The sequence below is a fragment of the Caulobacter sp. DWR2-3-1b2 genome (assembly GCF_049896345.1).
Taxonomy (GTDB): Bacteria; Pseudomonadota; Alphaproteobacteria; order Caulobacterales; family Caulobacteraceae; genus Caulobacter.
Genome location: NZ_JAFCUC010000001.1, coordinates 1,211,486 through 1,235,293, shown reverse-complemented (window position 1 = coordinate 1,235,293; position 23,808 = coordinate 1,211,486). Strand labels below are relative to the sequence as shown.

Below are 23,808 nucleotides of genomic sequence, written 5' to 3'. Positions count from 1 at the left end.
GCTCTATCCCCATGACTGGGGGAATGAACCTAAGCGAATCCAGTAGCTTAAACAAAAACGCAGGTTTCCGATGCTCACCCCTCCGGGCCGGCCGCATCATGGGGCCATGACCCAAACCGACATCCCCGCCTGGCGCGACGCCCTGCAACTCAAGCTCATGGCCGCCCTTGATGCGGCCTGGGCGATCCTCGACTCCAGCGACGACCCGGCGGAAATCCGCCGGGTCCGCGAAAGAGCCAAGGCCCTGGGCGACCTGGCCACCCTGGCCCGCAAGGTGGCGCTGATCGTGCCTCTGCCCCGCGCCAAGCCGGTCGCGGCGAGCCTGGGACCCGTCTGGGAAGAGGCGCAAACCGCCCTCGCCCCGGTCGCGGCCCAGGCCGAGATCGCCCGCCGGGCGCTGGACAAGCTCAAGGGTGGACGGCGCGGGCGGTTGTAAGCCTAAACCCTTTCTCCTCCCCCGCGTCGCGGGGGAGGAGAAAGCCCGCCACGGCGAGGCCGCGCCTTAAAACCTTGATGGCGAGCTTGCGCCGGAATCCGCCATTCCGCAGGGCCGAGAAGGGTGGAAAACAGACAGATTCGTCCCGACTAGCGGACATCCACCTAAAGCGGCCAGCCCCCTACCCCAGCGCCCGCTCGAACACGTCCCCCGCCTTCAGGGCCCCCTTCGCCCCCAGGATCGCGCTGGCCGTCTTGCGCGGCCCGAGGATCAGCCCCGCCAGCCGCGTCAGGTCGGCCACCGTCACCGCGTCTACCGCCTGCGCCAGTTCGGCGGGGGCGTATAACCGGTCGAACATCAGCGCCTGGCCGGCCGCCTGCTCCGCCCGTGACAAAGGCTGTTCGCGGGCCATGAACATGTGGGCCTTAAGCTGGGCCTTGGCGCGGGCCAGTTCGGCGTCCTCGATCTTGTCGGCCAGGGCCACGATCTGTTCGGCGCAGACCTTGGCGGTCTCGGCCGCGTCGCCGGCCGAGCAGCCGGCGTAAACGCCCAGCGCCCCGCAGTCGGCATAGGTGTCGGCATAGGCGTCGATATTATAGGCCAGGCCGCGCTTCTCGCGGGCCTCCTGGAACAGCCGCGACGACATGCCGCCGCCCAGGGCCTCGGCGAAGATCCGCAGGGCGAAATAGTCGTCCTGGCGGGCGCTGACGGCGGGCAGCATGAACACCAGGTGGGCCTGCTCCAGCTTGCGGGCCTGGCTCTTGCGGCCGCCGATGAAGGGGGCGGCGGCGAAGTCGGCGGCGCCCTTGGCCGACGGCAGGGCGCCGAACTGGCGGCGGGCCAGGTCCAGCACCTCGTCAACCTCGACCGCGCCGGTGGCGCTGACGATCAGCCGGTCGGCGGCGTAAAGCCGTCCGCGCCAGTCCGACAGGCCCTCGACCGTGGCCGCGTTGACGCTGTCGACCGTGCCCAGGATCGGCCGGGCCAGGGGATGGTCGCCCCAGGCGGCGGCCTGGACCAGGTCGAACACATAGTCGTCGGGCGCGTCGGCGGCCTCGGCGATCTCCTGGGCCACCACCTGCTTCTCGCGGGTCAGGTCGGCCTCGTCGAGCGTGGGGCGCAGGACGAGGTCGCTGAGCACGCTCATGCCCAGGTCCAGCCCGCCCTTCAGGGCGCGGACCTGGAAACTGGTGCGCTCATAGCCGGTGGCGGCGTTGATCGACCCGCCCTGGGCCTCGATCACCTCGACGATGTCGCGCGCGCTGCGACCGCCCGCGCCCTTGAACACCATGTGCTCAAGCAGGTGCGACCAGCCCGACCGTGCCGGGTCCTCATAGGCCGCGCCGCGCCCGGCGACGACCGACAGGGCCACGGTCTCGAGACCGGGCATGGGATCACAGACGACGCGGACGCCGTTTTCGAGGGTGTGCAGGGTGGCGGAGGTTGTCATGTCCCCCTCGCATAGCGACCCAGCGGCCAGGACGCCAGGATGATCCCTTCTGCCGCAAGGGGAGAAGGAAGGATCAGGCGTTCGCGAACACCCGGACGAACGCCTTCACTGTCTCCGCGTCAGCCGGCAGCCGCTCAAACTTTTCCGGCTTCTTCGAGTGGTCCGGCGTGGCGCGCGGGGTCACCGGGCTGACGCCGGCGGCGGCCAGCACGGCTTGCGGGAACTTGGCCGGGTGGGCGGTGGCGAGGATCACCACCGGGGTCGCCGGGTCGGCCAGGCGCAGGACATTGGCGGCGGCCACGGCGACGGCGGTGTGGGGGTCCAGAAGCTCGCCGGTCTCGTTGAGGGTGGAGAGGATGGTCTTGGCGGTGTCGGCCTCGCTGACCGACGCGCCTTGGAACAGGTCGCGCATCTTGGCATGGGCGCTGGGCGGGATATCGAGCGCGCCCGCGCCGGCGAAGGCGCGGAAGGCGCGGCCGGTCTCGACCCCGTCGCGGCCTACGGCCTCGAAATACAGCCGCTCGAAATTGCTGGCCACCTGGATGTCCATGGCCGGGCTCTGGGTGGCGTGGACGCCGCCGCTGGCGTAGCGGCCATCCTCGAAGGCTCTTGCGAGAATGTCATTGGAGTTGGTGGCGGCGATGATCCGGGCGATCGGCAGGCCCATGCGGCTGGCCACATAGGCGGCGTAGGCGTCGCCGAAATTCCCCGTCGGCACCACGAAGGCCACCTTGCGGGCAGGGGCCCCCAGGGCGACGGCGGCGGTGAAGAAATAGACGGTCTGGGCGGCGATCCGCGCCCAGTTGATCGAGTTGACGCCCGACAGGTCCACTGCGTGGCGGAACTGGTCGTCCTGGAAGGCCTGCTTGACGATGGCCTGGCAGTCATCGAACGAGCCGAGGATCGAGACGCAGGCCACATTGCTGTCGGTCGCCGTGGTCATGAACCGGCGCTGGACCTCGCTGATCCGGCCCTCGGGGAACAGGGCCACGATGCGGGCATGGCTGCGGCCGCGGAAGGCCTCGACCGCCGCGCCGCCGGTATCTCCGGAGGTGGCGCAGATGATGGTCATGGTCCGCGACTGGCGCGACAGCACATGGTCATAGAGCCGCCCCAGCAGCTGCATCGCCACGTCCTTGAAGGCCAGGGTCGGGCCATGGAACAGCTCCAGCAGGTGGCGGCCGGGGGTCAGCTGTTTCAGCGGCGCGACGGCGGTGTGGGCGAAGCTGGCATAGGCCTCGTCGCACAGATCGCGCAGGTCCTGGGCCGGCAGGTCGTCGCCGACGAACTTGCCGATCACCGTGGCGGCGACCTGGGCGTAGGGCTGGCCGGCGAAGGCGGCGATCTCGTCAGGCGTAAAGGTGGGCCAGCGCTCTGGCACATAGAGGCCGCCGTCGGGGGCGAGGCCGGCCAGCACCGCTTCGAGGAAGCCGATCGACGGGGCCTGGCCCCGTGTGGAGACGTAACGCATCAGGATCTCATCTTCCGCCAGAGCATGGCGGCATAGATAAACAGCAAGGTCACGGCAAGACCGAACCACGTCAGGGCGTATTCCAGGTGCCGATTGGAAATTTCTGCCGGCAAGGGCGCGGGGGTGATTCCGGGCGGCGCGGGCGTGGCGGTCTCGACCATCAGGATGAAAGGTGCGGGCTTGTCGGCGGCGAAGCGCTGCAAAGTTGCTTGGCGGTCACCGCCCAGGGTCTTGGGGGCCATCAGCACCCCGACGGCGTGGGCCGGAGCGGCCAGGGTGACGGGGCCCGGCGCCGTCTGGCCGGTCATGGCCTTGATCACCCCCAGGTCCAGCAGGATAAGGCCGTAGGAACGGGTCGTGGTCGGGCACGGGACGGTGGCGCGCCAGACGATGTCGCCGTCGCGGACGCCATAGACGGGGGGCAGGGTCTCAGAGCGGCCGGCGGCGCAATCGACCGAGACGCGGGTCCAGGCGACGTCCTCGCCTTTATCGGCCCGAGCCAGCACCGTCGCCAGGGGCTGGGCGGGCGCGGTCTTCAGCACCTCAATCCGGGCCAGCAGGTCTTCCTTCCAGGCCAGGCGCTTGATCTGCCAGCCGCCCAGGGCGCAGAGGATGGCGAAGGCGATCAGGGTGGCGATCGTCAGGCCGATCGGGAAGCGGCGGTCGGGCGCGACGGCGGGAGCGGTCTCAGACATCGTGGCGGCCGGCCTCCGAGGCCTTGTTGGCGATCTGGGCGGCGACGATCAGGCCCTTGGCCGGGCGCATCAGGGCCAGGCTGGCGATCACCGTGACCGGCAGCCAGAACACCAGCAGCAGCCAGGTCGGCCAGTGCCAGGCGAACATCGAAAACAGCGCCCCGAACGCGCACAGGAAGCCGGCGATCAGGATCACGAAGGTCGAGGCTCCGTCCCCCGGCTCGTGGGCCCCAAGGTCGAAGCCGCAGGCGTCGCAGGTCTTGGCCACCTTCAGGAACCCGTCGAACAGCATCCCCTCGCCGCAGTGCGGACAGCGGCCGGTCGCGCCGGCGAGGTAGGGGTTCACGCGGTTGGGGTGGGGGGCGGTCATGGGACTACTCCTTACACCGCAACGCGCGGACAGGCACATGGGCTTGTCCCCAATCAGACCCCAGAAACCAAAAAGGCCCGGAACGCCTTGCGACGGTCCGGGCCCTTTGGAGGCGCGAGCGCTAGTGCTGGGCGCCGAAGATCACATAGACGAAGGCGAACAGAAACAGCCAGACCACGTCCACGAAGTGCCAGTACCAGGCGGCGGCTTCGAAACCGAAGTGCTGCTTGGGCGTGAAGGCGCCGTTCATCAGACGGATCAGGCAGACGATCAGGAACAGGGTGCCGACGAACACGTGGAAGCCGTGGAAGCCGGTGGCCAGGAAGAAGGTCGAGCCGTAGAGGCCGGCATTGGCGGCGGCTTCCGAGTAGAACAGGTGCTCGCTATTGATATGGCTGTATTCATAAATCTGGATGGTGGTGAACAGCGCGCCCAGCAGGATGGTCAGGATCAGGCCCCACTTGGCGCCGTTGCGGTCGCCTTGCTGCAGGGCGTGGTGCGACCAGGTGATGGTGGTGCCTGACAGAAGCAAGGTGAGCGTGTTGACCAGCGGCAGCTGCCAGGGCGAGACGGCCTCGACGCCCGTCGGCGGCCAGGTGGCCCAGGCGGCGCGGACTTCCTCGATGCCCGACAGGGTGCGGTGGTGATGGAAGAGCGCCATCTCGAAGAAGATCCAGAACCAGGCGACGAAGAACATCACTTCCGAGGCGATGAACAACACCATGCCGTAGCGCAGGCCAATCGAGACGACGGGGGTGTGGTCGCCGGCGTTGGCTTCCTTGATGACGTCGCTCCACCAGCCGAAGAAGGTGTAGAGCACGCCCGAAATGCCTAGGGCGAACAGCCACCACTGGCCCTTGTCGATGCCGAAGACCCCGCCCTTGATCCAGGCGATCAGGCCGATAGCCATCATGGTGGCCGACAGCGAACCGACGAACGGCCAGGCGCTGGGGGGCAGGATGTGATAGTCGTGTTTGACGGCGCCTTGGGCCATGTGCGTGCTAACCCTATAATCCCTATAAGCGCGCCGGCCGGTTTTCCCCCTGCCGAAACGCCATGTGTGAAACGCTATAGCCCTGTCGGCGGCCTGCCGCCAAGGGGTTCGACGATGCGCGGCGTCGCCGCCGCCTGTTTCGCCCCCGCCGCGTCAGGCACGGCCGGGAAGAAGGTATAGGAGAGCGTGATTTCCGACTTTCCCTTGGTGTCGACGTCATCGACGAAACCGGGATCGACGAAATAGACCACCGGGAACTCGACCGTCTGGCCGGGCGCGATGGTTTGATTCGAAAAGCAGAAGCATTCCAGCTTCTGGAAATAGGGGCCGGCCTGCTCGGGCACGACATTGTAGATCGCCCGACCGGTCATGGGCTTGTCGCCGCGGTTGGTCACCTTGAAGAAGGCCAAGCCCGTATCGCCGATCCGGACGGTCTGGCTGGTCTGCAGGGCGGTGAAGTCCCAAGGCAGATTGCGGACATTGGCGTCGAAGCGGATCTCGATCTTGCGGTCGAGCACCTTGGTCGGCTTGGCCACGGCCTTGCGCACCGTGCCGTCAAAGCCCGTGGCCTGGCAGAACAGCTTGTACAGCGGCACGGCGGCATAGGCCGCGCCGACCATGCCGAAGAAGGCCACGCCGCAGATCGCGGCGACCTTGAGGTGGTTGCGCTTGGCCGGACGCTCGGCCGTGCCGACCTTGTTGTCCTGCTCGATCTTGCGCCGGTCTTCGGGCTTGAGGCCGTCGTCAGAAGTGGGGCCCAACATTGCCTCCCAGCTTCACGAGGGTGACGACGAAGACCAGGATCACGAAGGCAACCAGGCCCAGGCCCAGGGCGATGTTACGGCCGCTGCGCGCCTTGGTGGCGGGATCGACGGGCTTGCGTGTCATGACAGCAGCTCCAGAGCTTTGAGGCCCAGCACGGCCTCGGCCAGCAGGGCGGCGAACAGGGCGAACAGATAGAGGATCGAGAAGGCGAACAGGTTCCGGGCGTGCTTGGCGTCGCCGACCACCACGCGTTGGCCAGGTTTGCCGCGCTTGGCCTCGGCCTCGCCGACCTCATAGAGGTCGCGGTCGGCGGGACGCGGATCAGCGGCGTCGCCGGCCGTGCTGCGGAAGACGCGCAGGGCCAGGGTCAGGAACACCAGGCCGCCCAGGCCCGAGACTGCCAGGTACAGCCACCCGCCCAGGCCCGTGAACACCGGGGCCAGGCACACCGGGATCAGCACCAGCGTGTAGAGCAGGATCTGCTTGCGGGTTTCGCGTGCGCCCTTGACGACGGGCAGCATCGGCACGCCGGCCTTGGCGTAGTCGGTGCTGATATAGAGCGACAGCGCCCAGAAGTGCGGCGGGGTCCACAGGAAGATGATCAGCACCATCAGCCAGGCGTTCAGCGGCGCGTGACCGGTCGCCGCCGCCCAGCCGATCACCGGCGGCAGGGCCCCGGCCAGGCCGCCGATGACGATGTTCTGGGCCGTCCAGCGCTTGAGCCACATGGTGTAGACCACGGCGTAGAAGACGATGGTGAAGGCCAACAGGCCGGCGGCCAGCCAGTTGATCGCCATGCCCATCAGCATCACCGAGAGCAGGCTGAGCACCACGCCAAGCGTGGCGGCTTCCTCGCCCTTGACCAGGCCCATGGGCACCGGCCGGCCGCGCGTGCGGCGCATCTTGGCGTCGATGTCGGCGTCGTACCACATGTTCAGCGCGCCCGAGGCGCCCGCCCCGATGGCGATGCACAGCACCGCCACGGCGCCCAATAACGGGTGGATCGGCGTTCGGGCGGCCAGCATTCCGGTCAGGGCGGTAAACACCACCAGCGACATCACCCGCGGCTTCATCAGCTGGAAATAGTCCTGCCAACGGGCGTGGCGGACCGTATCGGTCGCCTCGTCGTCGGGGATCAGGACAGTGGGCTGGGCCATTTTACGAAAGGGTCGCTTGTCTACTTAAGGGTCGCGGGTTCTGGATGGGCGAAGGGCGCGGGCTGGATTTTCATCCGGCCCGCGCCCCCGCGTTTGCGTCTCTAGTCTATCAGGTTCAGTGGCTGTCGGCCTTGATCACCGGCGGGTCGCTGAACTGGTGGAAGGGCGGCGGCGACGACAGGGTCCATTCCAGGGTGGTGGCGCCTTCGCCCCACGGATTGGCCTCGGCCGGGCGACGACGGATGGCGGCCTCGATCAGGATGACCAGGAACACCAGCACGCCCACCGCGGTGATCGCGTAGCCCACCGACGAGACGTAGTTCCAGTGCGCGAAGGCGACTGGATAGTCCACATAGCGGCGCGGCATGCCCTGCAGGCCCAGGAAGTGTTGCGGGAAGAAGATCACGTTGACGCCGACGAACATGATCCAGAACTGAAGGCAGCCCAAGAACTCGTTGTACTTCACGCCCCACATCTTCTCGAACCAGTAGAAGAAGCCGGCGAAGATGGCGAACACCGCGCCCAGCGACAGCACGTAGTGGAAGTGGGCGACGACGTAATAGGTGTCGTGCAGGCTGTAGTCGATGCCGGCGTTGGACAGCACGACGCCGGTCACGCCGCCGACGGTGAACAGGAAGATGAAGCCGATCGCCCACAGCATGGGGGTCTTGAAGCTGATCGAGCCGCCCCACATCGTGGCGATCCACGAGAAGATCTTCACGCCGGTGGGCACCGCGATGACCATGGTGGCGGCCACGAAATAGGCCCGCAGGTTGATGCTCATGCCGACGGTGTACATGTGGTGAGCCCACACGATGAAGCCGACGAAGCCGATGGCGACCATGGCGTAGGCCATCGCCAGATAGCCGAAGATCGGCTTCTTGGAGAAGGTCGAGACGATGTGGCTGATGATGCCGAAGCCTGGCAGGATCAGAATGTACACTTCCGGGTGACCGAAGAACCAGAACAGGTGCTGGAACATGACGGGGTCGCCGCCGGCGGCCGGGTCGAAGAAGTGGGTGCCGAAGTTGCGGTCGGTCAGCAGCATGGTGATGGCGCCGGCCAGCACGGGCAGCGACAGCAGCAGCAGGAAGGCGGTAATCAGCACCGACCAGGCGAACAGCGGCATGCGGTGCAGGGTCATGCCCGGGGCCCGCATGTTGAAGATCGTGGTGATGAAGTTGATCGCGCCGAGGATCGACGAGGCGCCGGCCAGGTGGAGCGCCAGGATCGCCAGGTCCATCGACGGGCCGGTGTGGCCGGTGGTCGACAGTGGCGGATAGATCGTCCAGCCGCCGCCAAAGCCCTTGCCCGGGCCGCCGTCGACGAACATCGAGGTCAGCAGCAGGCACCAGGCGGCGACCAGCAGCCAGAACGACACGTTGTTCATCCGCGGGAAGGCCATGTCCGGCGCGCCGATCATGATCGGCACGAACCAGTTGCCGAAACCGCCGATCATCGCCGGCATGACCATGAAGAAGATCATGATCAGGGCGTGGGCGGTGACGACCGCGTTGTAGCCGTGCTTGGACGATTCAACGATCCCGATGTTTTGGAAACGACCACCGCTGACCGTTTGCATGAAGACATCGAGCGAACCGCCCGGCCTGAAAACTTGGATGCCCGGCTCGGCCAGCTCCCAGCGGATCAGGCCCGACAGCAGACCGCCCACCAGGCCCGCCATGATGGCGAAGATGATGTAAAGCGTGCCAATGTCCTTGTGGTTCGTCGACCCGAACCAGCGGGCGATGAAGGGCGGCTTGTGATCAGCGTCGTCGTGCGCATCGTGCGCGTCGTGATGATCGATGTCAGCGGCGTGAGCCATCGGACTTAATCCTGCAATCGTATCTTAGACCGCCGGCGCGGCGGGAGCCGCGGCCGGAGCGGATGCGGGGGCGGTCGCGACCGGGGTCACCGTGGCGGTCGCCGGAGCGGCTGCGGTGGCGGGTGCGGCGGGCGGCGCGGTCTTGGACTTCACCCAGACGTCAAAGTCGGCCTGGCTGACGACATGAATCTCGATCGGCATGTTCGAGTGTTCGACGCCGCAGAGTTCCGAGCACTGACCGTAATAGACGCCGATGGTGTCTGCCTTGAACCAGGTTTCGTTCAGGCGGCCGGGGATGGCGTCGGTCTTCAGGCCGAAGGCCGGCAGGGCGAAGGCGTGGATCACGTCGGCGCCGGTGACCTGAACCCGGATGACCTGGTTTACCGGAACGACCAGCGGCTTGTCGGCGGCCAGCAGGTAAGGCACGCCCTTGGCGGCGGCCTCTTCCTTCTTCAGCGGCACCGAGGTGATCTCGCTGATCTTCTGGTCGGGATATTCGTAGCCCCAGTACCACTGGTAGCCAGTGGCCTTCACCGTCATGTACGGCTTGGGCATGTCGTTATAGGCGAAAAGCAGCCGGAACGAGAAGATCGCGATCACCATCAGGATGACCACCGGGACGATTGTCCAGATGATCTCGACCGTGGTGTTGTGGCTGAACTTGGCCGGAACCGGGTTCGCCTTCTTGTTGTAGCGGATGCAGACCCAGATGATCAGGCCCAGCACCAGCAAGGTGATGGCCGTGATGATCGGCATCAAGATGACATTGTGGAACCAGATCGCCTCGAACTTCAGCGGCGACGCGGCGCGCTGCAGATCGATCGCGCCAGGCGTCGGCTGTCCCAGCAGTTCGGTGCTCTTGGCCAGCGCCTGCCCCGCGAATACGCCCGAAAGCGCCATCGTCGTGGCGGCGACGGCTGCTACGCCCGCCAACATCCGCCGCATCCCCAAAATTGCCTTCATATCCCTCACGGCCCGTTTCGGCGGCGATTTGGCGTCCATCGAACCCACGCCGCGCCGACTTGCACAATACGACCAGTGACATGGAACAATGGCAATCGACTTTGTGGAATCGACGGCCCTGCCCCGGCGTCTCTGGCCGGTCGTCGGCGTGCATACGCGCTCAAATCCCCCTTGCCAAGCGCCAGAGGTGTTCGCCGAACACCGTGCTGTAAAGGCGGGCGCGTTAGCTGAGAACAGCTCTCAACAGCGGCCAATCGGTGACCTACGTGTCATTACTAACATGTAATGACAGCTACCTTGCATTAGGCACTACCTTGCGTCACAAGGATGCAGCAACGGGAAACCAACGCCGTGACGGAAGCCATCGAAATTCAACTGAAAAAGGGCGTGCTGGCGCTGTGCGTGCTGGCCCTGCTGTCACGCGCCGACAGCTACGCCTACGAAATCGCCAGCAAGCTCGCCAAGGACATCGATATGGGGGAAGGGACAATCTACCCGCTCATGCGCCGCATGCAGTCGGACGGCCTGGTCGAGACCTATTTGGTCGAGAGCCAGAGCGGCCCGCCGCGCAAATATTATCGCCTGACCGATGCCGGGCGAAACAGCTTCACGGCCCAGAAGGCCGAATGGGCGGCGTTCACCACGGCCGTCGAAGACATCTTGGGAGCCGCCGCATGACGCGCGCCGAATTCCTCACCCGCCTCAAGCGCGGCCTGGCCGGCATGCCCGCCTCCGCGATCGCCGACATCGTCGCCGATTACGAGGCGCACTTCGCCGACGCCCAGGCGGCCGGACGCAGCGAGGCCGAGGTGGCCGCCGCCCTGGGCGACCCAGAACGGCTGGCTCGCGAACAGCGCGCCGAGCAGGGCGTCAAGCGCTGGGAAGAGGTCAAGAACCCCTCGGCCGCCGCCGGCGCCGTCTTCGCGGTGTTGGGTCTGGGCGCGATCGACATTCTGTTCCTGCTGCCCTTGCTGATGGGCGTGTTGGGGACGTTGTTCGCCTTCTTCATGGCGGCGATCGGCGTGTTCGTGGGCGGCGGCTTCGTCGCCACGGTCGGGCCGTTCGCCGGACCGCCCGGCGGCCCCGCCGTCGCCTTCCTGATGGGCATCGGACTGATGGCCGTCGCCACCGCCCTGGCCGCCGTCACCACCCTGCTGACCATCTGGCTCGTCAACGGCCTGGTCTGGTACGGGCGTCTTCACTACCGGCTGCTGAAGCCGGCCATCGAAACCCAGGTCTGAGGGGACCGCCATGATCCGTAACCTGACCATCGTCGCCGTCGCCAGCTTCGTCCTCGCCCTCGGCTGCTTCGGCGGCGCGGCGGCACTGGGCGGCCGCGAGCTGCTGACCCGCGGCTGGACCATTCCGATGAACGACTGGCACATCGACGTCAGCGACGACGACGACCATGTCTCGATCACGCCGGGCGGCGTGAACGCCGGCGACCGCGAGGAAACCACGCGCCAGATCGCCTGGGCCGGCGCCGAGGCCCTGCAGATCGACCTGCCCGCCGACGTCACCTACACCCAGGCGGCCCCGGGCGCCGGCGCGTCGATCAAGGTCTCCGGGCCCAGGTTCCTGGTCGATCGGGTGGAGGTCGAGAACGGCCGCATCCGCCTGAAGGGCGACGACGACTCCGGCGACATCAATGTCACCGGCCACGGCATCCAGATCTCGCGCGGCCGCGACGCGCTGGTCATCGAGGTGACCGCCCCGGCCGTCCGCAGCTTCACCCTGAACGGCAGCGGCGACCTGGACGTACGGGCCTATGACCAGCCCACCCTGGACCTGGAGATCAACGGCAGCGGCGCCATCAGCGCCCACGGCAAGACCGCCAAGCTCGACCTGCAGGTCTCCGGCTCGGGCGAAGCCGACCTCGGGGGCCTGGACGCCGGCGACACCAAGGTCGCCGTGGCCGGCAGCGGCGAGGCCAAGATCGCCCCGCACGGCGCGACGGAGGTCGAGGTGGCCGGCAGCGGCGAGGTCGAGGTGATCACCAAGCCGACCAGCCTGGTCTCCAACGTCGCCGGCTCCGGCGAAGTGCACCAGAACTGGTAGGACTCACGGACGGGGACATGCCCATGGGCATGTCCCCGATCGCATCCGCCACGAGCCCCCGGCGTCGAATCGTCGCCCGGGTGATGACGTGGGCGGAAGAAACCCCTACCTCTAGGGGCATGACAGCTCTCATGACCGCCCCGTCCCTGCTGGCCGCCGCCGGCGTCGATCCCGAACGGGCCCGCCAGATTCTCGGCGAAGCCCTGGCCGGCGCCGATGACGGGGAACTGTTCGTCGAACGCTCCGAAAGCGAGTCCTTCGTGTTCGACGACGGGCGGCTGAAGAGCGCCTCCTATGATTCGGGCGAAGGTTTCGGCCTGCGCGTGGTGGCGGGCGAGACCGCTGGCTACGCCCACTCCGCCGAGATTTCCGAAGCCTCGCTCGGCCGCGCCGCCGATTCGGCCAAGCTGGCCCGCCGCGGCTATGCCGGGATCCACGCCGACGCCCCGCGCGCCACCAATGAAAAACTCTATGGCGACGACGACCCCGTCTCGGCGCCAGCCTTTTCCGACAAGGTCGCCCTGCTGCAGGAGATCGACGCCTTCGCCCGGGCCCGCGATCCGCGCGTGGTCCAGGTGATGGCCTCGATGGCCGGCGAGCGCCGCGTCGTCGAGATCCTGCGCGCCGACGGCCGCCTGCTGCGCGACGTGCGGCCCCTGGTCCGCGTCAATGTGCAGGTCACGGTCGAGAAGGACGGCAAGCGCGAGGCCGGCTCCTCGGGGGCCGGTGGCCGCGCCGGCTTCGCCGCCTGGATCAGCCCCGACAAGTGGCAGGAGCAGGTCGACGAGGCCCTGCGCCAGGCCTTGGTCAATCTCGACGCCGTGGCCTGCCCGGCCGGCGAGATGGACGTGGTGCTCGGCCCAGGCTGGAACGGCGTGCTGCTGCACGAGGCCGTCGGCCATGGCCTGGAAGGCGATTTCAACCGCAAGGGCATCAGCGCCTTCTCGGGCCGGATCGGCGAGCGCGTCGCCGCCAAGGGCGTCACGGTGTTCGACGACGGCTCCCTGCCCGGCCGTCGCGGCTCGCTGACCATCGACGACGAGGGCACCCCCACCGAGCGCACCGTGCTGATCGAGGACGGCATCCTCGTGGGCTACATGCACGACCGGATGAGCGCCCGGCTGATGGGCATGGCCCCGACCGGCAACGGACGTCGCCAGTCCTACGCCCACATGCCCATGCCGCGCATGACCAATACCGGCATGCTGGCCGGTAACGACGACCCGGCCGAGATGATCGCCTCGATGAAGCGCGGGCTCTACTGCGCCAATTTCGGCGGCGGCCAGGTCGACATCACCAACGGAAAGTTCGTTTTCCAGTGCACCGAGGCCTATCTGGTCGAGGACGGCAAGATCACCGCGCCCGTCAAGGGCGCCACCCTGATCGGTGATGGCCCCAACGCCTTGACCAAGGTGACGATGATCGGCCACGACTTCGACTTCGACCCCGGAATCGGCGTCTGCGGCAAGTCCGGCCAGGGCGTGCCGGTCGGCGTCGGCCAGCCGTCGCTGAAGATAACGGGACTGACGGTTGGGGGCACTGCGGTTTAGGCGCGGCGTCCGAATAGGAATGGCGTAAATGGCCCTCGAAAGCGGCCTTCGCCGCGCCGTTCTGCTCGTCGCGGCGCTGAACCTTGCCTATTTCGGCGTTGAGCTCACCGTCGCGCTGCACATCGGTTCGGTGTCGCTACTGGCCGACAGCGTCGATTTCCTCGAGGACGCCGCCGTCAATTTTCTGATCTTCGTGGCGCTTGGCTGGAGCCTCCAGCGACGCGCATGGGTCGGATCAGCCCTGGCGGGCGTCTTGTTGATCCCTGCGGCGGCCTTCTTCTGGGCAGTGTGGCGAAAGTACGCGGACCCGGTTCCGCCCGAGGCGCTGCCCTTGGCCATCACCGGGGCCGGAGCCTTGGTGGTCAACCTGTTCTGCGCCTTCACCCTGGCGCGTTTTCGCCGTCACGCCGGCAGCCTGACCAAGGCGGCCTTCCTGTCCGCGCGCAACGATGCGCTGGCTAATGTGGCGATCATCCTCGCCGCGGTCATCACCCTGTTCACGCGCTCGTTCTGGCCGGATGTGGTCGTGGGCCTCGTCATCGCCTGCATGAACATCGACGCGGCCAAGGCCGTGTGGATCGCCGCGCGCGCCGAACATCAGGCGGCGCGACCCGTGCCCTGATCCTCGCTCAGTCCCATCGGGGCCGGGCCGACACCGATGACCGGGCGCAACCGGGAAGCACCGCTCGCCGCTGAAGCCCGATCCGTCCATCCGGCGCGCGGCGGCGGGGTCCACGACGGCGGCCGCTACCGGTTGACGATCTTGATGATCCGCTTGGACGACGGTCGGCCAGACAGCCCCTTGTCCGGCGCGTAGGTGACGATCAGGTCGCTGCCCTTCAGGTTGACGCCGGGCTTGCGACCCTCGGCCAGTAGCACGCGGACGACGCGGGCCAGCAGGTTGCGGTCGCCGTTGCGGGCCATCTTCTCGAAGGCCTCGGCGGTGACCGTGGCGGTGTCGGCCACCAGCACCGAGGTGGCGGGAGTGGCGTCATCGACGGTTTCGAAGGCGATGCGGTGCTGGGCGGCGCGGCTGGCGCGGGCGCTGGCCTGCAGCAGGCGCTGGAACAGCAGGTTGACGGAGATCACGGTCGGCGGTTGGATCGAGGTGGCCTTGCCGGTCAGGGCGGCGGCGTCGCCGGCCGGCCGCTCGGCGGTGAACAGCGTCATCCCGCCCAGCTTGCTGGCTCGCAGGACGGGCTCGCCCATCTCGTTCTTGTAGATGGTGTCGCCGCGCGGCGCGGGCTGGGCGGACAGCACCCAGACCTCGGAGCTGTTTTCGAACTTCATCAGCGGCTGGGACGCGCCGCGATCCAGAATAAAGGCGCTGCCGGTTTCGGAGACGTAGCGGGCGACGGCGGGCGGGGCCGCCCTGCGGGTGTCCGACGCCCCGCGACTGCCAAACAGCGCGTCGCGAAGGCTGTGCCCGTTCTGTGCGTGCGCGGCGCCGGCGCTGGCCACCAGGGCGAGCGCCAACAGGATCGCCCGGCCCCCTGGCCTCCCGCCTGGCCTCCCCCCTGGCCTCGTCGTCGCCGCCGATAGACTCTTCATGCCCATGGTCATGATCGTCGACTGGGGCGAATCTTGGACGCCAAAGACCTTGTTCCCGCCACGCCTTACCCCGAAGCCCCCAGTGTCGCTTGCGAGCAACACCTCCGTCGGTCGGTCAGTCGAGCGGGCGGGAGGACGGTCGTCAAGGGTGGTGTCGCCTTGGCCTCATCGCCAAAACAAACGCTGCCATCCCGGACAAGCGCGTAGCGCGCCGATCCGGGATGGCAGCGTGAACGCCGCGCTTCCGGCGGTCCCGGATCTGCGGCCCTGCGGGCCTTCTCCGGGATGACACGCCTTTTTCAGCTCTAGAATCGCTGGCTTAAGCCGCCATGTACTGCCCGCCGTTCAGGGTCAGCGTCGCGCCGGTGACGAAACCGGCGCGCTCGCCGGCCAGGAACGAAACCATGTCGGCGATCTCCTCGCCCTTGCCCAGGCGGCCGACGGGGATGCCGGCGATGATCGAGGCCAGCACGGCTTCCGGCACGGCGGCGACCATCTCGGTGTCGATATAGCCCGGGCAGATGACGTTGACGGTCACGCCCTTCTTGGCGTTCTCCAGGGCCAGGGCCTTGGTGAAACCGATCAGCCCGGCCTTGGCGGCCGAATAGTTGGTCTGGCCCATCTGGCCCTTCTGGCCGTTGATCGAGCTGATATTGACGATCCGGCCCCAGTTGCGTTCGCGCATCCCCTCAATGACCGGACGGGTCATGTTGAAGGCGCTGTCCATGTTGACGCGGATGACTTCGGACCACTGCTCGTAGGTCATCTTGTGCAGCATGCCATCGCGGGTGATGCCGGCGTTGTTGACCAGCACGTCGATCGGGCCCAGTTCGGCCTCGACCTTTTTGACGGCGGCGGCGCAGTCGTCGAACGAGCCGACATTGCCCTTTACCACCATCACGCCCAGGTCCTTGGCGCAGGCTGCGGCGGCCTCCTCATTGCCGGAATAACCGGCCGCCACCTTCATTCCGTCGGCCACCAGCCGCTCGCAGATCGCCCGACCAATGCCCCGGGTGCCGCCGGTCACGAAAGCCACTCTCGCCATCAAATTCTCTCCCTGAAGTTTCTTATGGTTGCACGCGGCCGGCGGCGCGGGACAAGCCCTAGCCGCCGGCCGTCATGGAAATTCATCGCGGCGACGTTTGTCGGTTCGGGATCGTCAGACCGCCTCGACGCACATGGCCACGCCCATGCCGCCGCCGATGCACAACGTGGCCAGGCCCTTCTTGGCTCCGGAACGCTTCATCTCATGGACCAGGGTGGTGAGGATGCGCGCGCCCGAGGCGCCGATCGGGTGGCCGATGGCGATGGCCCCGCCGTTGACATTGACCTTGGCCGGATCGAGGCCCAGCTCCTGCACCACGCACAGCGACTGGGCGGCGAAGGCCTCGTTGCTCTCGATCAGGTCGAGATCGGCGACGGTCCAGCCGGCCTTTTCCAGAGCCTTCTTGGACGCCGGGATCGGGCCGGTGCCCATGATCTCGGGCTCGACGCCGGCATTGGCCCACGAGGCGATCCGGGCCAAGGGGGTCAGGCCGCGCTTCTTGGCCTCGTCGGCGCTCATCAGCACCAGGGCGGCGGCGCCATCATTGAGGCCCGAGGCGTTGGCGGCGGTGACCGAGCCGTCCTTGGTGAAGGCCGGCTTGAGCCCGGAAATGCCTTCATAGGTCGCGCCGTGGCGGATGAACTCGTCGTCCTTAACCACCGTGTCGCCCTTGCGACCCTTGATGGTCACCGGGACGATCTCGCAGTCGAACTTGCCGGCCTTCTGGGCGGCCTCGGCCTTGTTCTGGCTGGCGACGGCGAAGCGGTCCTGGGCTTCGCGGGTGATCTGCCAGCGCGAGGCGATGTTCTCGGCGGTCTGGCCCATGTGGTAGCCGTGGAAGGCGTCCCACAGGCCGTCCTTGATCATGGTGTCGACGAAGCTGAGGTCGCCCATCTTCTGGCCGTTTCGTAAGCCTTGCGCGTGCGGCGCCTGGCTCATGCTCTCCTGGCCGCCCACGACCACGATATTGGCGTCGCCGGCGGCAATCTGCTGGGCGCCCAGAGCCACGGCGCGCAGGCCCGAGCCGCATAGCTGGTTGAGGCTCCAGGCCGGGCTTTCGACTGGGATACCGGCATTGACCGAGGCCTGGCGGGCCGGACCCTGGCCGGCGGCGGCCTGCAGCACCTGGCCCAGGATCACTTCGTCGACATCGGCGGCGCTGATGCCCGCGCGCTCAACGGCGGCCTGGATGGCGATCTTGCCCAGCTCGTGGGCCGGCAGGCTGGACAGGGCGCCGAGGAACGAGCCGACCGGCGTGCGGGCGGCGGAAACGATGACGATGTCGCTCATGGCGAAGAAGCTCCCAACGTATTTCCGGGCGCTTCTCGCAGTTGCGGCGCCCATGATTTTGCAGTGCGGCGCCACCATGCCTAAACCGGCACGGTTCGTCACCGTCACATTTTCACGGGATGTTGCGCGCGCCAAGCGTCAGCGGCACTGGCGTCATGCCTTTGCATTCGCGATAGTGCAGTGCGAAAAGGCGGAGACAACGCTGTCCTAGGGAACGAAATGTCCGAGAACAACGAAAACGGCGAAACGCCATCGGCCCGCGCGCCCGGCGAAAAAGCCGCCGGCCCCAAGGTCGTCATCAAGAAATACGCCAACCGTCGCCTCTACAATACAGCGTCTTCCTCTTACGTCACGCTGGAACACCTGTCGGACATGGTGAAGGAGGGCGTGGATTTCGTGGTCTATGACGCCAAGACCAATGACGACATCACCCGCTCGGTGCTGACCCAGATCATCTTCGAAGAGGAAAATCGCGGCGGCGGCCAGAACCTGCTGCCGATCCAGTTCCTCCGCCAGTTGATCGGTTTCTACGGCAATTCCATGCAGGCCTTCGTGCCCAGCTATCTGGAAATGTCGCTGGAGAGCTTCACCAAGCAGCAGGAGCGGATGCGCACCCAATTCGCCGGCCTGACGCCCGTCAAGGGCATCCCCGCCGTCGGCATGCCCACGATCGGCGTCTACGAAGACCAGATTCGTCAGAACATGGCGCTGTTCGACCGGGCCATGAAGATGTTCTCGCCCTTCGCCTATGCCCGCCCCGAGGATGCGCCCGCCGCCACGCCGGCCGAACCGCCGCCGCCCGCCACGCCGGCCTCGGCGCCCAGCGAGGACTCGCTGGCCGACCTCAAGCGCCAGCTTGAGGCCATGCAGCAGCAGATCGAGAAGCTGGCGACCAAGCCCTAGGGGGCGTGTTGCGTCCTTCGAGGCTCGGCTTCGCCTCGCACCTCAGGATGAGGAATTCAGAGCAAAAGATCCTCATCCTGAGGCGCCCGCGAAGCGGGCCTCGAAGGACGCAGCCTTGCCACGATCCCTTAACCACGCCGACTGATCCGTTCTTAACGCTCGCGGCGTTATCTCTTCACCATGAATGGTCCGATCGACCCTATCCGCCGCGTCCAAGCCGCGCGCCGGGCGTTGCCCGCGCCTCGCGACACCGACCGCCCCGAAGCGGACGGCGAGGACGTGACGTTCGTGCGTGACGAGGCGCCCGCTCCCCAGCCGCCCCCTCCCAAAAATACCAATAGGGGCCGAGGCGCCTTCGCCACCTTCGCCGCCCACGTGATGGGCCAGAGCGGCCAGAAGCGCGGGCTGCGCGGTGGGCAGGAAGTGCTCGACGCGGCGCGTTCGACCTATCTCGGCACGGAATATTCCGGCCCGGCCGACCGTCGCCCCCGGGCAGGCCTGATCAAGAAGACCGAGATCTAGGACTTTCGCCGAGCCAGTTCGGCTTCCAAAGCCGCGACCCGTTGCTCCAGCGACGCCACCTTTTGGTCCAGCGACAGCCCCGCCGGCGGCGAGGCCGCATGCGCGCCTACGCCCGCCCGGCGCGCCGCCTCGGCCAGCGAAACACCCAGAACCTCGGCGAAGGCGGCGATCTGGGCGGCGGTCAGCTCGCGCTGGTCCTTGTAGGCCAGGGCCAGCTCCTCGCCGCTCATGCCGGCCACGGCGGCCAGCACCGCGCGGGCGAGGCCGCGCTCGGCCAGCCGTTCATCATACCAGGCCTGATCGAAGAAGAGCGCCATGGGCGGAAGCTAGCGCGCCGGAACGGGTTGGCGCCAGTCTTGCTTAACTCGTGGGTAACCGTCTCGCGAGTTTCCCATGCTGCTCACCCTGGCCACCCGCTTCTTCGACATCGCCGTCGTGACGCTGATCTTCACGGCGCTGACCTAGAGCATTTCCCGACCTGACTGCGTCAGGCCGTGAGCTCTAATCTTTTGTTCTGACGCATTTTTCTTCACGCGAACCGGAACCACTTCGCTCGAAAAATGCTCGAGCTCAAATTCGAGGGCACGATTGGGGACATGCCCTTGGCGTGTCCCTACCGGCGGGTGTGTCGCTTGAACACGGGGACACGCCCAAGGGCATGTCCCCGGCCGTGAAACTAATGCGCGTCGCTGAAGTCGACGTCGCGGCGGGCCGAGACGATGGTGACGATGAAGCCGGCCAGCACGTCCAGCAGCACCATCACTGTCAGCAGGAAGAAGACCGAGGTTCCGAAGGCGGGCGCCAGCAGGAACTCGACCAGGCAGAGGATGAACAGCACCATCGACAGCGAGTGGTTGATGATCGCGATCTTGCGGCTGGTCGTCGACTTCAGCAGCTCGACGAACAGCACCACCAAGGATGCCGCCAGCAACAGGTCGCCCAGGCTGACCACCCAGTCGGCCTTGGAGGTCATGTGGATGGTGAACAGCTGCTCGGCCAGGCGGTATTGAGCGGCGTTCGAGCCGAAGCCGCCCGCGAAGGTCAGGACGATCAGGTTGTAGATCAACACCGGCAAGGCCAGCAGCGGAAACGCGGCGAACATGTTTGGCTCTCCCCCAGGATGGCGCGACTTCAAGGTTAACCGGTTTCGGGCGCGCGGTGAAGCTGCGACCGCTTGGAAGGCGAGCGCTAGGCGCGAAGCGCCTAGAGCATCGCGCGGAAAAGTGGCCACCGGTTTTCCGCAAAAGCGATGCGAAAACAGAAGTCTAGAGCAAGCCGTGCGATTCCTATATCGCGCGGCTTGCTCTAGACTTCGTCCACGCCCCGCGGGTTGCGCAGCCGCGTCTGCAGCCACATCACGCCCAGCAGGTCGGACACCGAGGCCTTGAGCCGGCCGAAATTGGTGTATTTCGACACCCCGCTCTCGCGATGGCGATGGTTCACGGGCTGGAAATCGACGCGGTAGCCCTCGCGCAGCATCAGGGCCGGGATGTAGCGGTGGATGTGGTCGAAATAGGGGAGCCGCAGGAAGGCCTCGCGGCGGAAGGCCTTGAGCCCGCAGCCGGTGTCGTTGGCAGTGTCCTTCAGCAGGCGCTTGCGCACCCCGTTGCCGAACTTCGAGGCGAAGCGCTTGGCCGAGCTGTCCTGGCGCTTGACCCGCTCGCCGCCGACCAGGGCCAGGTCGTCCGGCGCCGCCTTCAAGGCTTTCGCGAGACGAGGCGCGTCGGCGGGATCGTTCTGGCCGTCGCCGTCCAGGGTGACGATGATCGGCGCGCGGGCCGCCAGCACGCCGCTGCGCACGGCGCGGCTTTGGCCGGAATTCTTGCGGTGGCTCAGCACCCGCAACTGCGGGATCTCGGTCTTCAGGGCGACCAGCAGCGCGCGGGTGTCGTCGCGGCTGGCGTCGTCAATGAAGATGATCTCGTGGCTTTCTCCCGCGAAGGCCGCCGCGATCTCGCGGGCGAGGGCCGGCGCCGCGCCGCCCTCGTCGAAGACGGGGACGACGATGGAATAGTCGGGCGCTGCGGCGGCGGTCGAGGCGGTCATCGCCCTCTAATACCGCAAAAGTCGCCAGGATAAAGGATCGTGCTATTCCAGAACCATGACACTCGAATCTCGCCTGGATGACTGGAGCCGCGGGTGGCGGGGACCGCTGCTGGCGGCCCTGGTGGCGCTGATCGCCGGCCTGCCTGGCGTCTTCGCCATGCCGCCGCTCGACCGAGACGAATCACGCTTCGCCCAGGCCACCGCCCAGATGCTGGAAACCGACGACCTGGTGGTCATCAGGTTCCAGGACCAGCCGCGCTTCAAGAAGCCGGTGGGCATCCACTGGCTGCAGGCCGCCAGCGTCGCCGCCTTTTCCGCGCCCGAGGACCGGGGCGTCTGGGCCTATCGCCTTCCCTCGCTGCTGGGGGCCATGCTGGCGGCGGCGGCCTGCGCCTGGGGAGCGGCGGCGCTGCTGGGCCCCAAGACCGGCCTGCTGTCGGGCGCGATCCTCGGCGCGACGATCCTGCTGTCGACCGAGGCCTTCATCGCCAAGACCGACGCGGCCCTGTGCGGCTTCACCACCCTGGCCATGGCCGCCGTGGCGCAGATCTACGCCGCCCATCTGAACGGTGAGCGCGTCAACCGCTGGACCAAGCTGGCCTTCTGGATCGGCTTGGCGATGGGCGTTCTGATCAAGGGTCCGGTCGGGTTAATGGTGGTGATGCTGAGCATCGCGGCCCTGTGGGCCTGGGACCGCAAGGCCCCGTGGCTGAAGGACCTCGGCTGGGGCTGGGGAATGATCCTGCTGGCCGCCATCGTCCTGCCCTGGGCGACCATGATCACCATCGCCACCGACGGGGCGTTCTGGTCCACCGCGGTGGCCAGCGACCTGGCGCCCAAGCTGGCGGGCGGTCAGGAGAGCCACGGCGCGCCGTTCGGCAGCTACGCCCTGGCCGCCTTCCTGCTGATGTTCCCCGCCACCCTGCTGCTGCCCTCGGGCGTGGCCCTGGGCTGGACGGGGCGCAAGGAGGCCGGGGTGCGCTTCGCTTTGTGCTGGCTGATCCCGACCTGGCTGGTGTTCGAACTGCTGCCCACCAAGCTCGCCCATTACACCCTGCCCGCTGTACCGGCCCTGGCCATGCTGATGGCGGCGACCTTGCGCGCGCCCTCGGGGGGCATTTCGCGGCTGATCGGCGCGGTGTTGAGCGCGCTCGCTGGCCTGGTCTTCGCGGCGGGGGCGATCTATCTGCAGGCCGAATATGGCGACCGGTCCGACATCGCCTGGACGGCGGTCACCGCCCTGCTGTTCGCCGCCGCCGGGATCGTCGGGGGCGTGTTGCTGATGCGCAAGACCGCCGCCATCGCCCTGTTCACGGCCGGGGCCTTGGGCATTCTGGCCCATGCCGCCCTGGTCGCCGGGCTCGTGCCGCGCCTGGAGCCGCTGCTGCTGGCCCCGCGCCTCGAGGCGGCGCTGGAGAAGGCCGACATGGCCCCGCGCGCCGGCGCGCCCGGCCCGGTGGCTGTCACCGGCTATGCCGAGCCAAGCATGGTCTTTCTGCTGGGCACCACCACCGAACTGACCGACCCGGCCGGCGCCGCCAAGGCCGTGGCCCAGGGCCGTCCGGCCGTGGTCGAGGGCCGGCAGGAGGCCGCTTTCCGCGCAGCCCTGATGGCGCTGGGAGAGGTCGCGCGACCAGCGGGCGTGGTCGAGGGCTTCGACTATTCCGACGGCGACAAGGAGCGCTTGACCCTCTATCGCGGCGCGCCCCAGCCCGAGACCGAGATCGACGGCGGCGTCCCGCTTCCCGAACCGGAGAGCGCCCCATGAGCCGCTTCATTCAGATCGTCGAGGTCGGTCCGCGCGACGGGCTACAGAACGAGAAACTGTCGCTGACCGTCGATGACAAGCTGGCGATGATCCGTCGGCTTGAGGCGGCGGGCGCCAAGCGGATCGAGACGGTGTCCTTCGTCAATCCCAACCGCGTGCCGCAGATGGCCGGCGCGGAGGAGATCATGGCCGCCCTACCGGCCGACCTCGTCCATTCGCGCATCGGCCTGGTGCTGAACATGCGCGGCTGGGAGCGCTGCGTGGCCGCCCAGTGCGACGAGGCCAATGTGGTGGTCTGCGCCACCGACGGCTTCGGCGTCGCCAACCAGGGCGCCACCTGCGCCCAGCAGATGGACGCCCTGGCCGCCATCGTCGAGCGCCAGGCGGTCGAGGGCGGCCCGCCGATCACTGCGACCATCTCGGTGGCCTTCGGCTGCCCGTTCGACGGCGAGGTGCCTGAGGACCAGGTCGTGGCCATCGCCCGCGAGGCCGCGTCCCTGGGCGTGGCCGAGATCGCCATCGCCGACACCATCGGCGTCGCCGACCCCTGGACCGTCCGCGCCCGGATCGAGGCCGTGCGCGCCGCCGCGCCCGACGTGCGCCTGCGGATGCACTTCCACGACACCCGCAATACCGGCCTGGCCAACGCCTATGCCAGCGTCGAAGCCGGGATCGACGTGCTTGACGCCTCGGTCGGCGGCCTGGGCGGCTGCCCCTTCGCGCCCAACGCCACCGGCAATATCGGGACGGAGGATCTGGTCTACATGCTCGAGCGGGCCGGGTTCGAGACCGGGTACGACCTCTCGGCCCTGATCGGGATTGGCCGCGACATCAGCGAGCGCCTGGGCAAGGCCCCGGCGTCTTCGCTTGCGCGGGCGGGCGGATTTCCGAGCTAAGATCCTTCTCCCCTTGCGGGAGAAGGTGGCGGCCGAAGGGCGTCGGATGAGGG

The 23,808-nt window shown here is 67.5% G+C and carries 27 protein-coding genes and 1 pseudogene; 12 read left to right on the top strand and 16 right to left on the bottom strand.

The window, feature by feature from the left end:
- Nucleotides 1-106: 106 nt before the first annotated feature.
- Nucleotides 107-436 carry a hypothetical protein gene (locus tag ACP694_RS06060; protein WP_426011193.1) on the top strand — a complete coding sequence of 110 codons (330 nt, stop codon included), beginning with the start codon at nucleotides 107-109 and terminating at the stop codon, nucleotides 434-436.
- Nucleotides 437-617: 181 nt separating this feature from the next.
- Here the strand turns inward: ACP694_RS06060 and ACP694_RS06055 are convergent, their stop codons facing one another.
- The 10 genes from ACP694_RS06055 to coxB all read right to left on the bottom strand — a co-directional run bounded on the left by ACP694_RS06055 (nucleotide 618) and on the right by coxB (nucleotide 10,126).
- Nucleotides 618-1,886 (bottom strand): M16 family metallopeptidase, encoded by a 1,269-nt coding sequence (locus tag ACP694_RS06055; protein ID WP_426011192.1) that lies wholly within the window; start codon nucleotides 1,884-1,886, stop codon nucleotides 618-620.
- 73 nt (nucleotides 1,887-1,959) lie between these two features.
- Entirely contained in the window at nucleotides 1,960-3,357 is a 1,398-nt protein-coding gene (thrC, locus tag ACP694_RS06050; protein WP_426011191.1) for a threonine synthase, read from the bottom strand.
- Nucleotides 3,357-4,052, bottom strand: a complete 696-nt coding sequence (locus ACP694_RS06045; protein WP_426011190.1) for an SURF1 family protein — start codon at nucleotides 4,050-4,052, stop codon at nucleotides 3,357-3,359. The genes thrC and ACP694_RS06045 overlap by 1 nt, the downstream gene beginning before the upstream one ends.
- Nucleotides 4,045-4,422 carry a DUF983 domain-containing protein gene (locus ACP694_RS06040; protein WP_426011189.1) on the bottom strand — a complete coding sequence of 126 codons (378 nt, stop codon included), beginning with the start codon at nucleotides 4,420-4,422 and terminating at the stop codon, nucleotides 4,045-4,047. Before ACP694_RS06040 ends, ACP694_RS06045 begins: the two co-directional genes overlap by 8 nt.
- Nucleotides 4,423-4,543: 121 nt before the next feature.
- Nucleotides 4,544-5,416: a cytochrome c oxidase subunit 3 gene (locus ACP694_RS06035; protein WP_426011188.1), complete on the bottom strand. Its 873-nt coding sequence runs from the start codon at nucleotides 5,414-5,416 to the stop codon at nucleotides 4,544-4,546.
- Nucleotides 5,417-5,490: 74 nt separating this feature from the next.
- Nucleotides 5,491-6,129 carry a cytochrome c oxidase assembly protein gene (locus ACP694_RS06030; RefSeq protein ID WP_426011305.1) on the bottom strand — a complete coding sequence of 213 codons (639 nt, stop codon included), beginning with the start codon at nucleotides 6,127-6,129 and terminating at the stop codon, nucleotides 5,491-5,493.
- A gap of 31 nt (nucleotides 6,130-6,160) precedes the next feature.
- Nucleotides 6,161-6,304 (bottom strand): hypothetical protein, encoded by a 144-nt coding sequence (locus tag ACP694_RS06025; RefSeq protein WP_426011187.1) that lies wholly within the window; start codon nucleotides 6,302-6,304, stop codon nucleotides 6,161-6,163.
- Entirely contained in the window at nucleotides 6,301-7,338 is a 1,038-nt protein-coding gene (gene cyoE, locus ACP694_RS06020; RefSeq protein ID WP_426011186.1) for a heme o synthase, read from the bottom strand. Before cyoE ends, ACP694_RS06025 begins: the two co-directional genes overlap by 4 nt.
- A gap of 115 nt (nucleotides 7,339-7,453) precedes the next feature.
- On the bottom strand, nucleotides 7,454-9,163 hold the full coding sequence (gene ctaD, locus ACP694_RS06015) for a cytochrome c oxidase subunit I (RefSeq protein ID WP_426011185.1): 1,710 nt from the start codon (nucleotides 9,161-9,163) through the stop codon (nucleotides 7,454-7,456).
- A 24-nt stretch (nucleotides 9,164-9,187) separates the two neighbouring features.
- Nucleotides 9,188-10,126: a cytochrome c oxidase subunit II gene (gene coxB / locus ACP694_RS06010; RefSeq protein ID WP_426011184.1), complete on the bottom strand. Its 939-nt coding sequence runs from the start codon at nucleotides 10,124-10,126 to the stop codon at nucleotides 9,188-9,190.
- A 351-nt stretch (nucleotides 10,127-10,477) separates the two neighbouring features.
- Here coxB and ACP694_RS06005 point away from each other — a divergent pair, with 351 nt between their 5' ends.
- The 5 genes from ACP694_RS06005 (at nucleotide 10,478) to ACP694_RS05985 (ending at nucleotide 14,356) form a co-directional block, all read left to right on the top strand.
- Entirely contained in the window at nucleotides 10,478-10,804 is a 327-nt protein-coding gene (locus ACP694_RS06005; protein ID WP_426011183.1) for a PadR family transcriptional regulator, read from the top strand.
- Nucleotides 10,801-11,367, top strand: a complete 567-nt coding sequence (locus ACP694_RS06000; protein WP_426011182.1) for a DUF1700 domain-containing protein — start codon at nucleotides 10,801-10,803, stop codon at nucleotides 11,365-11,367. Before ACP694_RS06005 ends, ACP694_RS06000 begins: the two co-directional genes overlap by 4 nt.
- A 10-nt stretch (nucleotides 11,368-11,377) precedes the next feature.
- Nucleotides 11,378-12,184 (top strand): GIN domain-containing protein, encoded by an 807-nt coding sequence (locus tag ACP694_RS05995; protein WP_426011181.1) that lies wholly within the window; start codon nucleotides 11,378-11,380, stop codon nucleotides 12,182-12,184.
- A 119-nt stretch (nucleotides 12,185-12,303) separates the two neighbouring features.
- The gene (gene tldD / locus ACP694_RS05990) at nucleotides 12,304-13,734 is read left to right on the top strand and encodes a metalloprotease TldD (protein WP_426011180.1); all 1,431 of its coding nucleotides are present in this window, start codon (nucleotides 12,304-12,306) and stop codon (nucleotides 13,732-13,734) included.
- 28 nt (nucleotides 13,735-13,762) lie between these two features.
- Complete coding sequence (locus tag ACP694_RS05985) at nucleotides 13,763-14,356, top strand: cation transporter (RefSeq protein WP_426011179.1); 594 nt, start codon at nucleotides 13,763-13,765, stop codon at nucleotides 14,354-14,356.
- Nucleotides 14,357-14,481: 125 nt separating this feature from the next.
- Here ACP694_RS05985 and ACP694_RS05980 read toward each other — a convergent pair whose 3' ends face one another.
- From ACP694_RS05980 to ACP694_RS05970, 3 genes are all read right to left on the bottom strand, one after another.
- Nucleotides 14,482-15,210 carry a DUF4908 domain-containing protein gene (locus tag ACP694_RS05980; RefSeq protein WP_426011178.1) on the bottom strand — a complete coding sequence of 243 codons (729 nt, stop codon included), beginning with the start codon at nucleotides 15,208-15,210 and terminating at the stop codon, nucleotides 14,482-14,484.
- Between the two features lie 394 nt (nucleotides 15,211-15,604).
- Nucleotides 15,605-16,330, bottom strand: coding sequence for a beta-ketoacyl-ACP reductase (locus ACP694_RS05975; protein WP_426011177.1), 726 nt, complete (start codon nucleotides 16,328-16,330; stop codon nucleotides 15,605-15,607).
- Nucleotides 16,331-16,444: 114 nt separating this feature from the next.
- Nucleotides 16,445-17,620, bottom strand: coding sequence for an acetyl-CoA C-acetyltransferase (locus tag ACP694_RS05970; RefSeq protein WP_426011176.1), 1,176 nt, complete (start codon nucleotides 17,618-17,620; stop codon nucleotides 16,445-16,447).
- On the opposite strand from ACP694_RS05970, the gene ACP694_RS05965 reads away from it, so the two are divergent.
- From ACP694_RS05965 to ACP694_RS05950, 4 genes and pseudogenes are all read left to right on the top strand, one after another.
- Nucleotides 17,619-17,831, top strand: a complete 213-nt coding sequence (locus ACP694_RS05965; protein ID WP_426011175.1) for a hypothetical protein — start codon at nucleotides 17,619-17,621, stop codon at nucleotides 17,829-17,831. The two genes, ACP694_RS05970 and ACP694_RS05965, sit on opposite strands and share 2 nt — an antisense overlap.
- 8 nt (nucleotides 17,832-17,839) lie before the next feature.
- Nucleotides 17,840-18,523: a polyhydroxyalkanoate synthesis repressor PhaR gene (gene phaR / locus ACP694_RS05960; RefSeq protein WP_426011174.1), complete on the top strand. Its 684-nt coding sequence runs from the start codon at nucleotides 17,840-17,842 to the stop codon at nucleotides 18,521-18,523.
- A gap of 4 nt (nucleotides 18,524-18,527) precedes the next feature.
- Nucleotides 18,528-18,668: pseudogene (locus ACP694_RS05955) on the top strand (hypothetical protein); the annotation flags it as partial.
- A 35-nt stretch (nucleotides 18,669-18,703) separates the two neighbouring features.
- The gene (locus ACP694_RS05950) at nucleotides 18,704-19,045 is read left to right on the top strand and encodes a hypothetical protein (protein WP_426011173.1); all 342 of its coding nucleotides are present in this window, start codon (nucleotides 18,704-18,706) and stop codon (nucleotides 19,043-19,045) included.
- Here ACP694_RS05950 and ACP694_RS05945 read toward each other — a convergent pair.
- From ACP694_RS05945 to ACP694_RS05935, 3 genes are all read right to left on the bottom strand, one after another.
- Entirely contained in the window at nucleotides 19,042-19,362 is a 321-nt protein-coding gene (locus ACP694_RS05945; RefSeq protein ID WP_426011172.1) for a DNA-binding protein, read from the bottom strand. The two genes, ACP694_RS05950 and ACP694_RS05945, sit on opposite strands and share 4 nt — an antisense overlap.
- A 359-nt stretch (nucleotides 19,363-19,721) precedes the next feature.
- The gene (locus tag ACP694_RS05940; RefSeq protein ID WP_426011171.1) at nucleotides 19,722-20,147 is read right to left on the bottom strand and encodes a hypothetical protein; all 426 of its coding nucleotides are present in this window, start codon (nucleotides 20,145-20,147) and stop codon (nucleotides 19,722-19,724) included.
- A gap of 203 nt (nucleotides 20,148-20,350) precedes the next feature.
- Complete coding sequence (locus tag ACP694_RS05935; protein ID WP_426011170.1) at nucleotides 20,351-21,091, bottom strand: glycosyltransferase family 2 protein; 741 nt, start codon at nucleotides 21,089-21,091, stop codon at nucleotides 20,351-20,353.
- A 55-nt stretch (nucleotides 21,092-21,146) separates the two neighbouring features.
- On the opposite strand from ACP694_RS05935, the gene ACP694_RS05930 reads away from it, so the two are divergent.
- Both ACP694_RS05930 and ACP694_RS05925 read left to right on the top strand, forming a co-directional pair.
- Nucleotides 21,147-22,859 (top strand): phospholipid carrier-dependent glycosyltransferase, encoded by a 1,713-nt coding sequence (locus ACP694_RS05930; protein WP_426011169.1) that lies wholly within the window; start codon nucleotides 21,147-21,149, stop codon nucleotides 22,857-22,859.
- On the top strand, nucleotides 22,856-23,755 hold the full coding sequence (locus ACP694_RS05925; RefSeq protein WP_426011168.1) for a hydroxymethylglutaryl-CoA lyase: 900 nt from the start codon (nucleotides 22,856-22,858) through the stop codon (nucleotides 23,753-23,755). Before ACP694_RS05930 ends, ACP694_RS05925 begins: the two co-directional genes overlap by 4 nt.
- Nucleotides 23,756-23,808 lie beyond the last annotated feature (53 nt).

Excerpts from the sequence above, each read along its gene's own strand:
- ACP694_RS06060 (WP_426011193.1), top strand. The coding sequence starts at position 107 with ATGACCCAAACCGACATCCCCGCCTGGCGCGACGCCCTGCAACTCAAG.
- ACP694_RS06055 (WP_426011192.1), bottom strand. The coding sequence starts at position 1,886 with ATGACAACCTCCGCCACCCTGCACACCCTCGAAAACGGCGTCCGCGTC.
- thrC (WP_426011191.1), bottom strand. The coding sequence starts at position 3,357 with ATGCGTTACGTCTCCACACGGGGCCAGGCCCCGTCGATCGGCTTCCTC.
- ACP694_RS06045 (WP_426011190.1), bottom strand. The coding sequence starts at position 4,052 with ATGTCTGAGACCGCTCCCGCCGTCGCGCCCGACCGCCGCTTCCCGATC.
- ACP694_RS06040 (WP_426011189.1), bottom strand. The coding sequence starts at position 4,422 with ATGACCGCCCCCCACCCCAACCGCGTGAACCCCTACCTCGCCGGCGCG.
- ACP694_RS06035 (WP_426011188.1), bottom strand. The coding sequence starts at position 5,416 with ATGGCCCAAGGCGCCGTCAAACACGACTATCACATCCTGCCCCCCAGC.
- ACP694_RS06025 (WP_426011187.1), bottom strand. The coding sequence starts at position 6,304 with ATGACACGCAAGCCCGTCGATCCCGCCACCAAGGCGCGCAGCGGCCGT.
- cyoE (WP_426011186.1), bottom strand. The coding sequence starts at position 7,338 with ATGGCCCAGCCCACTGTCCTGATCCCCGACGACGAGGCGACCGATACG.
- ctaD (WP_426011185.1), bottom strand. The coding sequence starts at position 9,163 with ATGGCTCACGCCGCTGACATCGATCATCACGACGCGCACGATGCGCAC.
- coxB (WP_426011184.1), bottom strand. The coding sequence starts at position 10,126 with ATGAAGGCAATTTTGGGGATGCGGCGGATGTTGGCGGGCGTAGCAGCC.
- ACP694_RS06000 (WP_426011182.1), top strand. The coding sequence starts at position 10,801 with ATGACGCGCGCCGAATTCCTCACCCGCCTCAAGCGCGGCCTGGCCGGC.
- ACP694_RS05995 (WP_426011181.1), top strand. The coding sequence starts at position 11,378 with ATGATCCGTAACCTGACCATCGTCGCCGTCGCCAGCTTCGTCCTCGCC.
- tldD (WP_426011180.1), top strand. The coding sequence starts at position 12,304 with ATGACAGCTCTCATGACCGCCCCGTCCCTGCTGGCCGCCGCCGGCGTC.
- ACP694_RS05985 (WP_426011179.1), top strand. The coding sequence starts at position 13,763 with ATGGCCCTCGAAAGCGGCCTTCGCCGCGCCGTTCTGCTCGTCGCGGCG.
- ACP694_RS05975 (WP_426011177.1), bottom strand. The coding sequence starts at position 16,330 with ATGGCGAGAGTGGCTTTCGTGACCGGCGGCACCCGGGGCATTGGTCGG.
- ACP694_RS05965 (WP_426011175.1), top strand. The coding sequence starts at position 17,619 with ATGGCGAAGAAGCTCCCAACGTATTTCCGGGCGCTTCTCGCAGTTGCG.
- ACP694_RS05970 (WP_426011176.1), bottom strand. The coding sequence starts at position 17,620 with ATGAGCGACATCGTCATCGTTTCCGCCGCCCGCACGCCGGTCGGCTCG.
- phaR (WP_426011174.1), top strand. The coding sequence starts at position 17,840 with ATGTCCGAGAACAACGAAAACGGCGAAACGCCATCGGCCCGCGCGCCC.
- ACP694_RS05950 (WP_426011173.1), top strand. The coding sequence starts at position 18,704 with ATGAATGGTCCGATCGACCCTATCCGCCGCGTCCAAGCCGCGCGCCGG.
- ACP694_RS05945 (WP_426011172.1), bottom strand. The coding sequence starts at position 19,362 with ATGGCGCTCTTCTTCGATCAGGCCTGGTATGATGAACGGCTGGCCGAG.
- ACP694_RS05940 (WP_426011171.1), bottom strand. The coding sequence starts at position 20,147 with ATGTTCGCCGCGTTTCCGCTGCTGGCCTTGCCGGTGTTGATCTACAAC.
- ACP694_RS05935 (WP_426011170.1), bottom strand. The coding sequence starts at position 21,091 with ATGACCGCCTCGACCGCCGCCGCAGCGCCCGACTATTCCATCGTCGTC.
- ACP694_RS05930 (WP_426011169.1), top strand. The coding sequence starts at position 21,147 with ATGACACTCGAATCTCGCCTGGATGACTGGAGCCGCGGGTGGCGGGGA.
- ACP694_RS05925 (WP_426011168.1), top strand. The coding sequence starts at position 22,856 with ATGAGCCGCTTCATTCAGATCGTCGAGGTCGGTCCGCGCGACGGGCTA.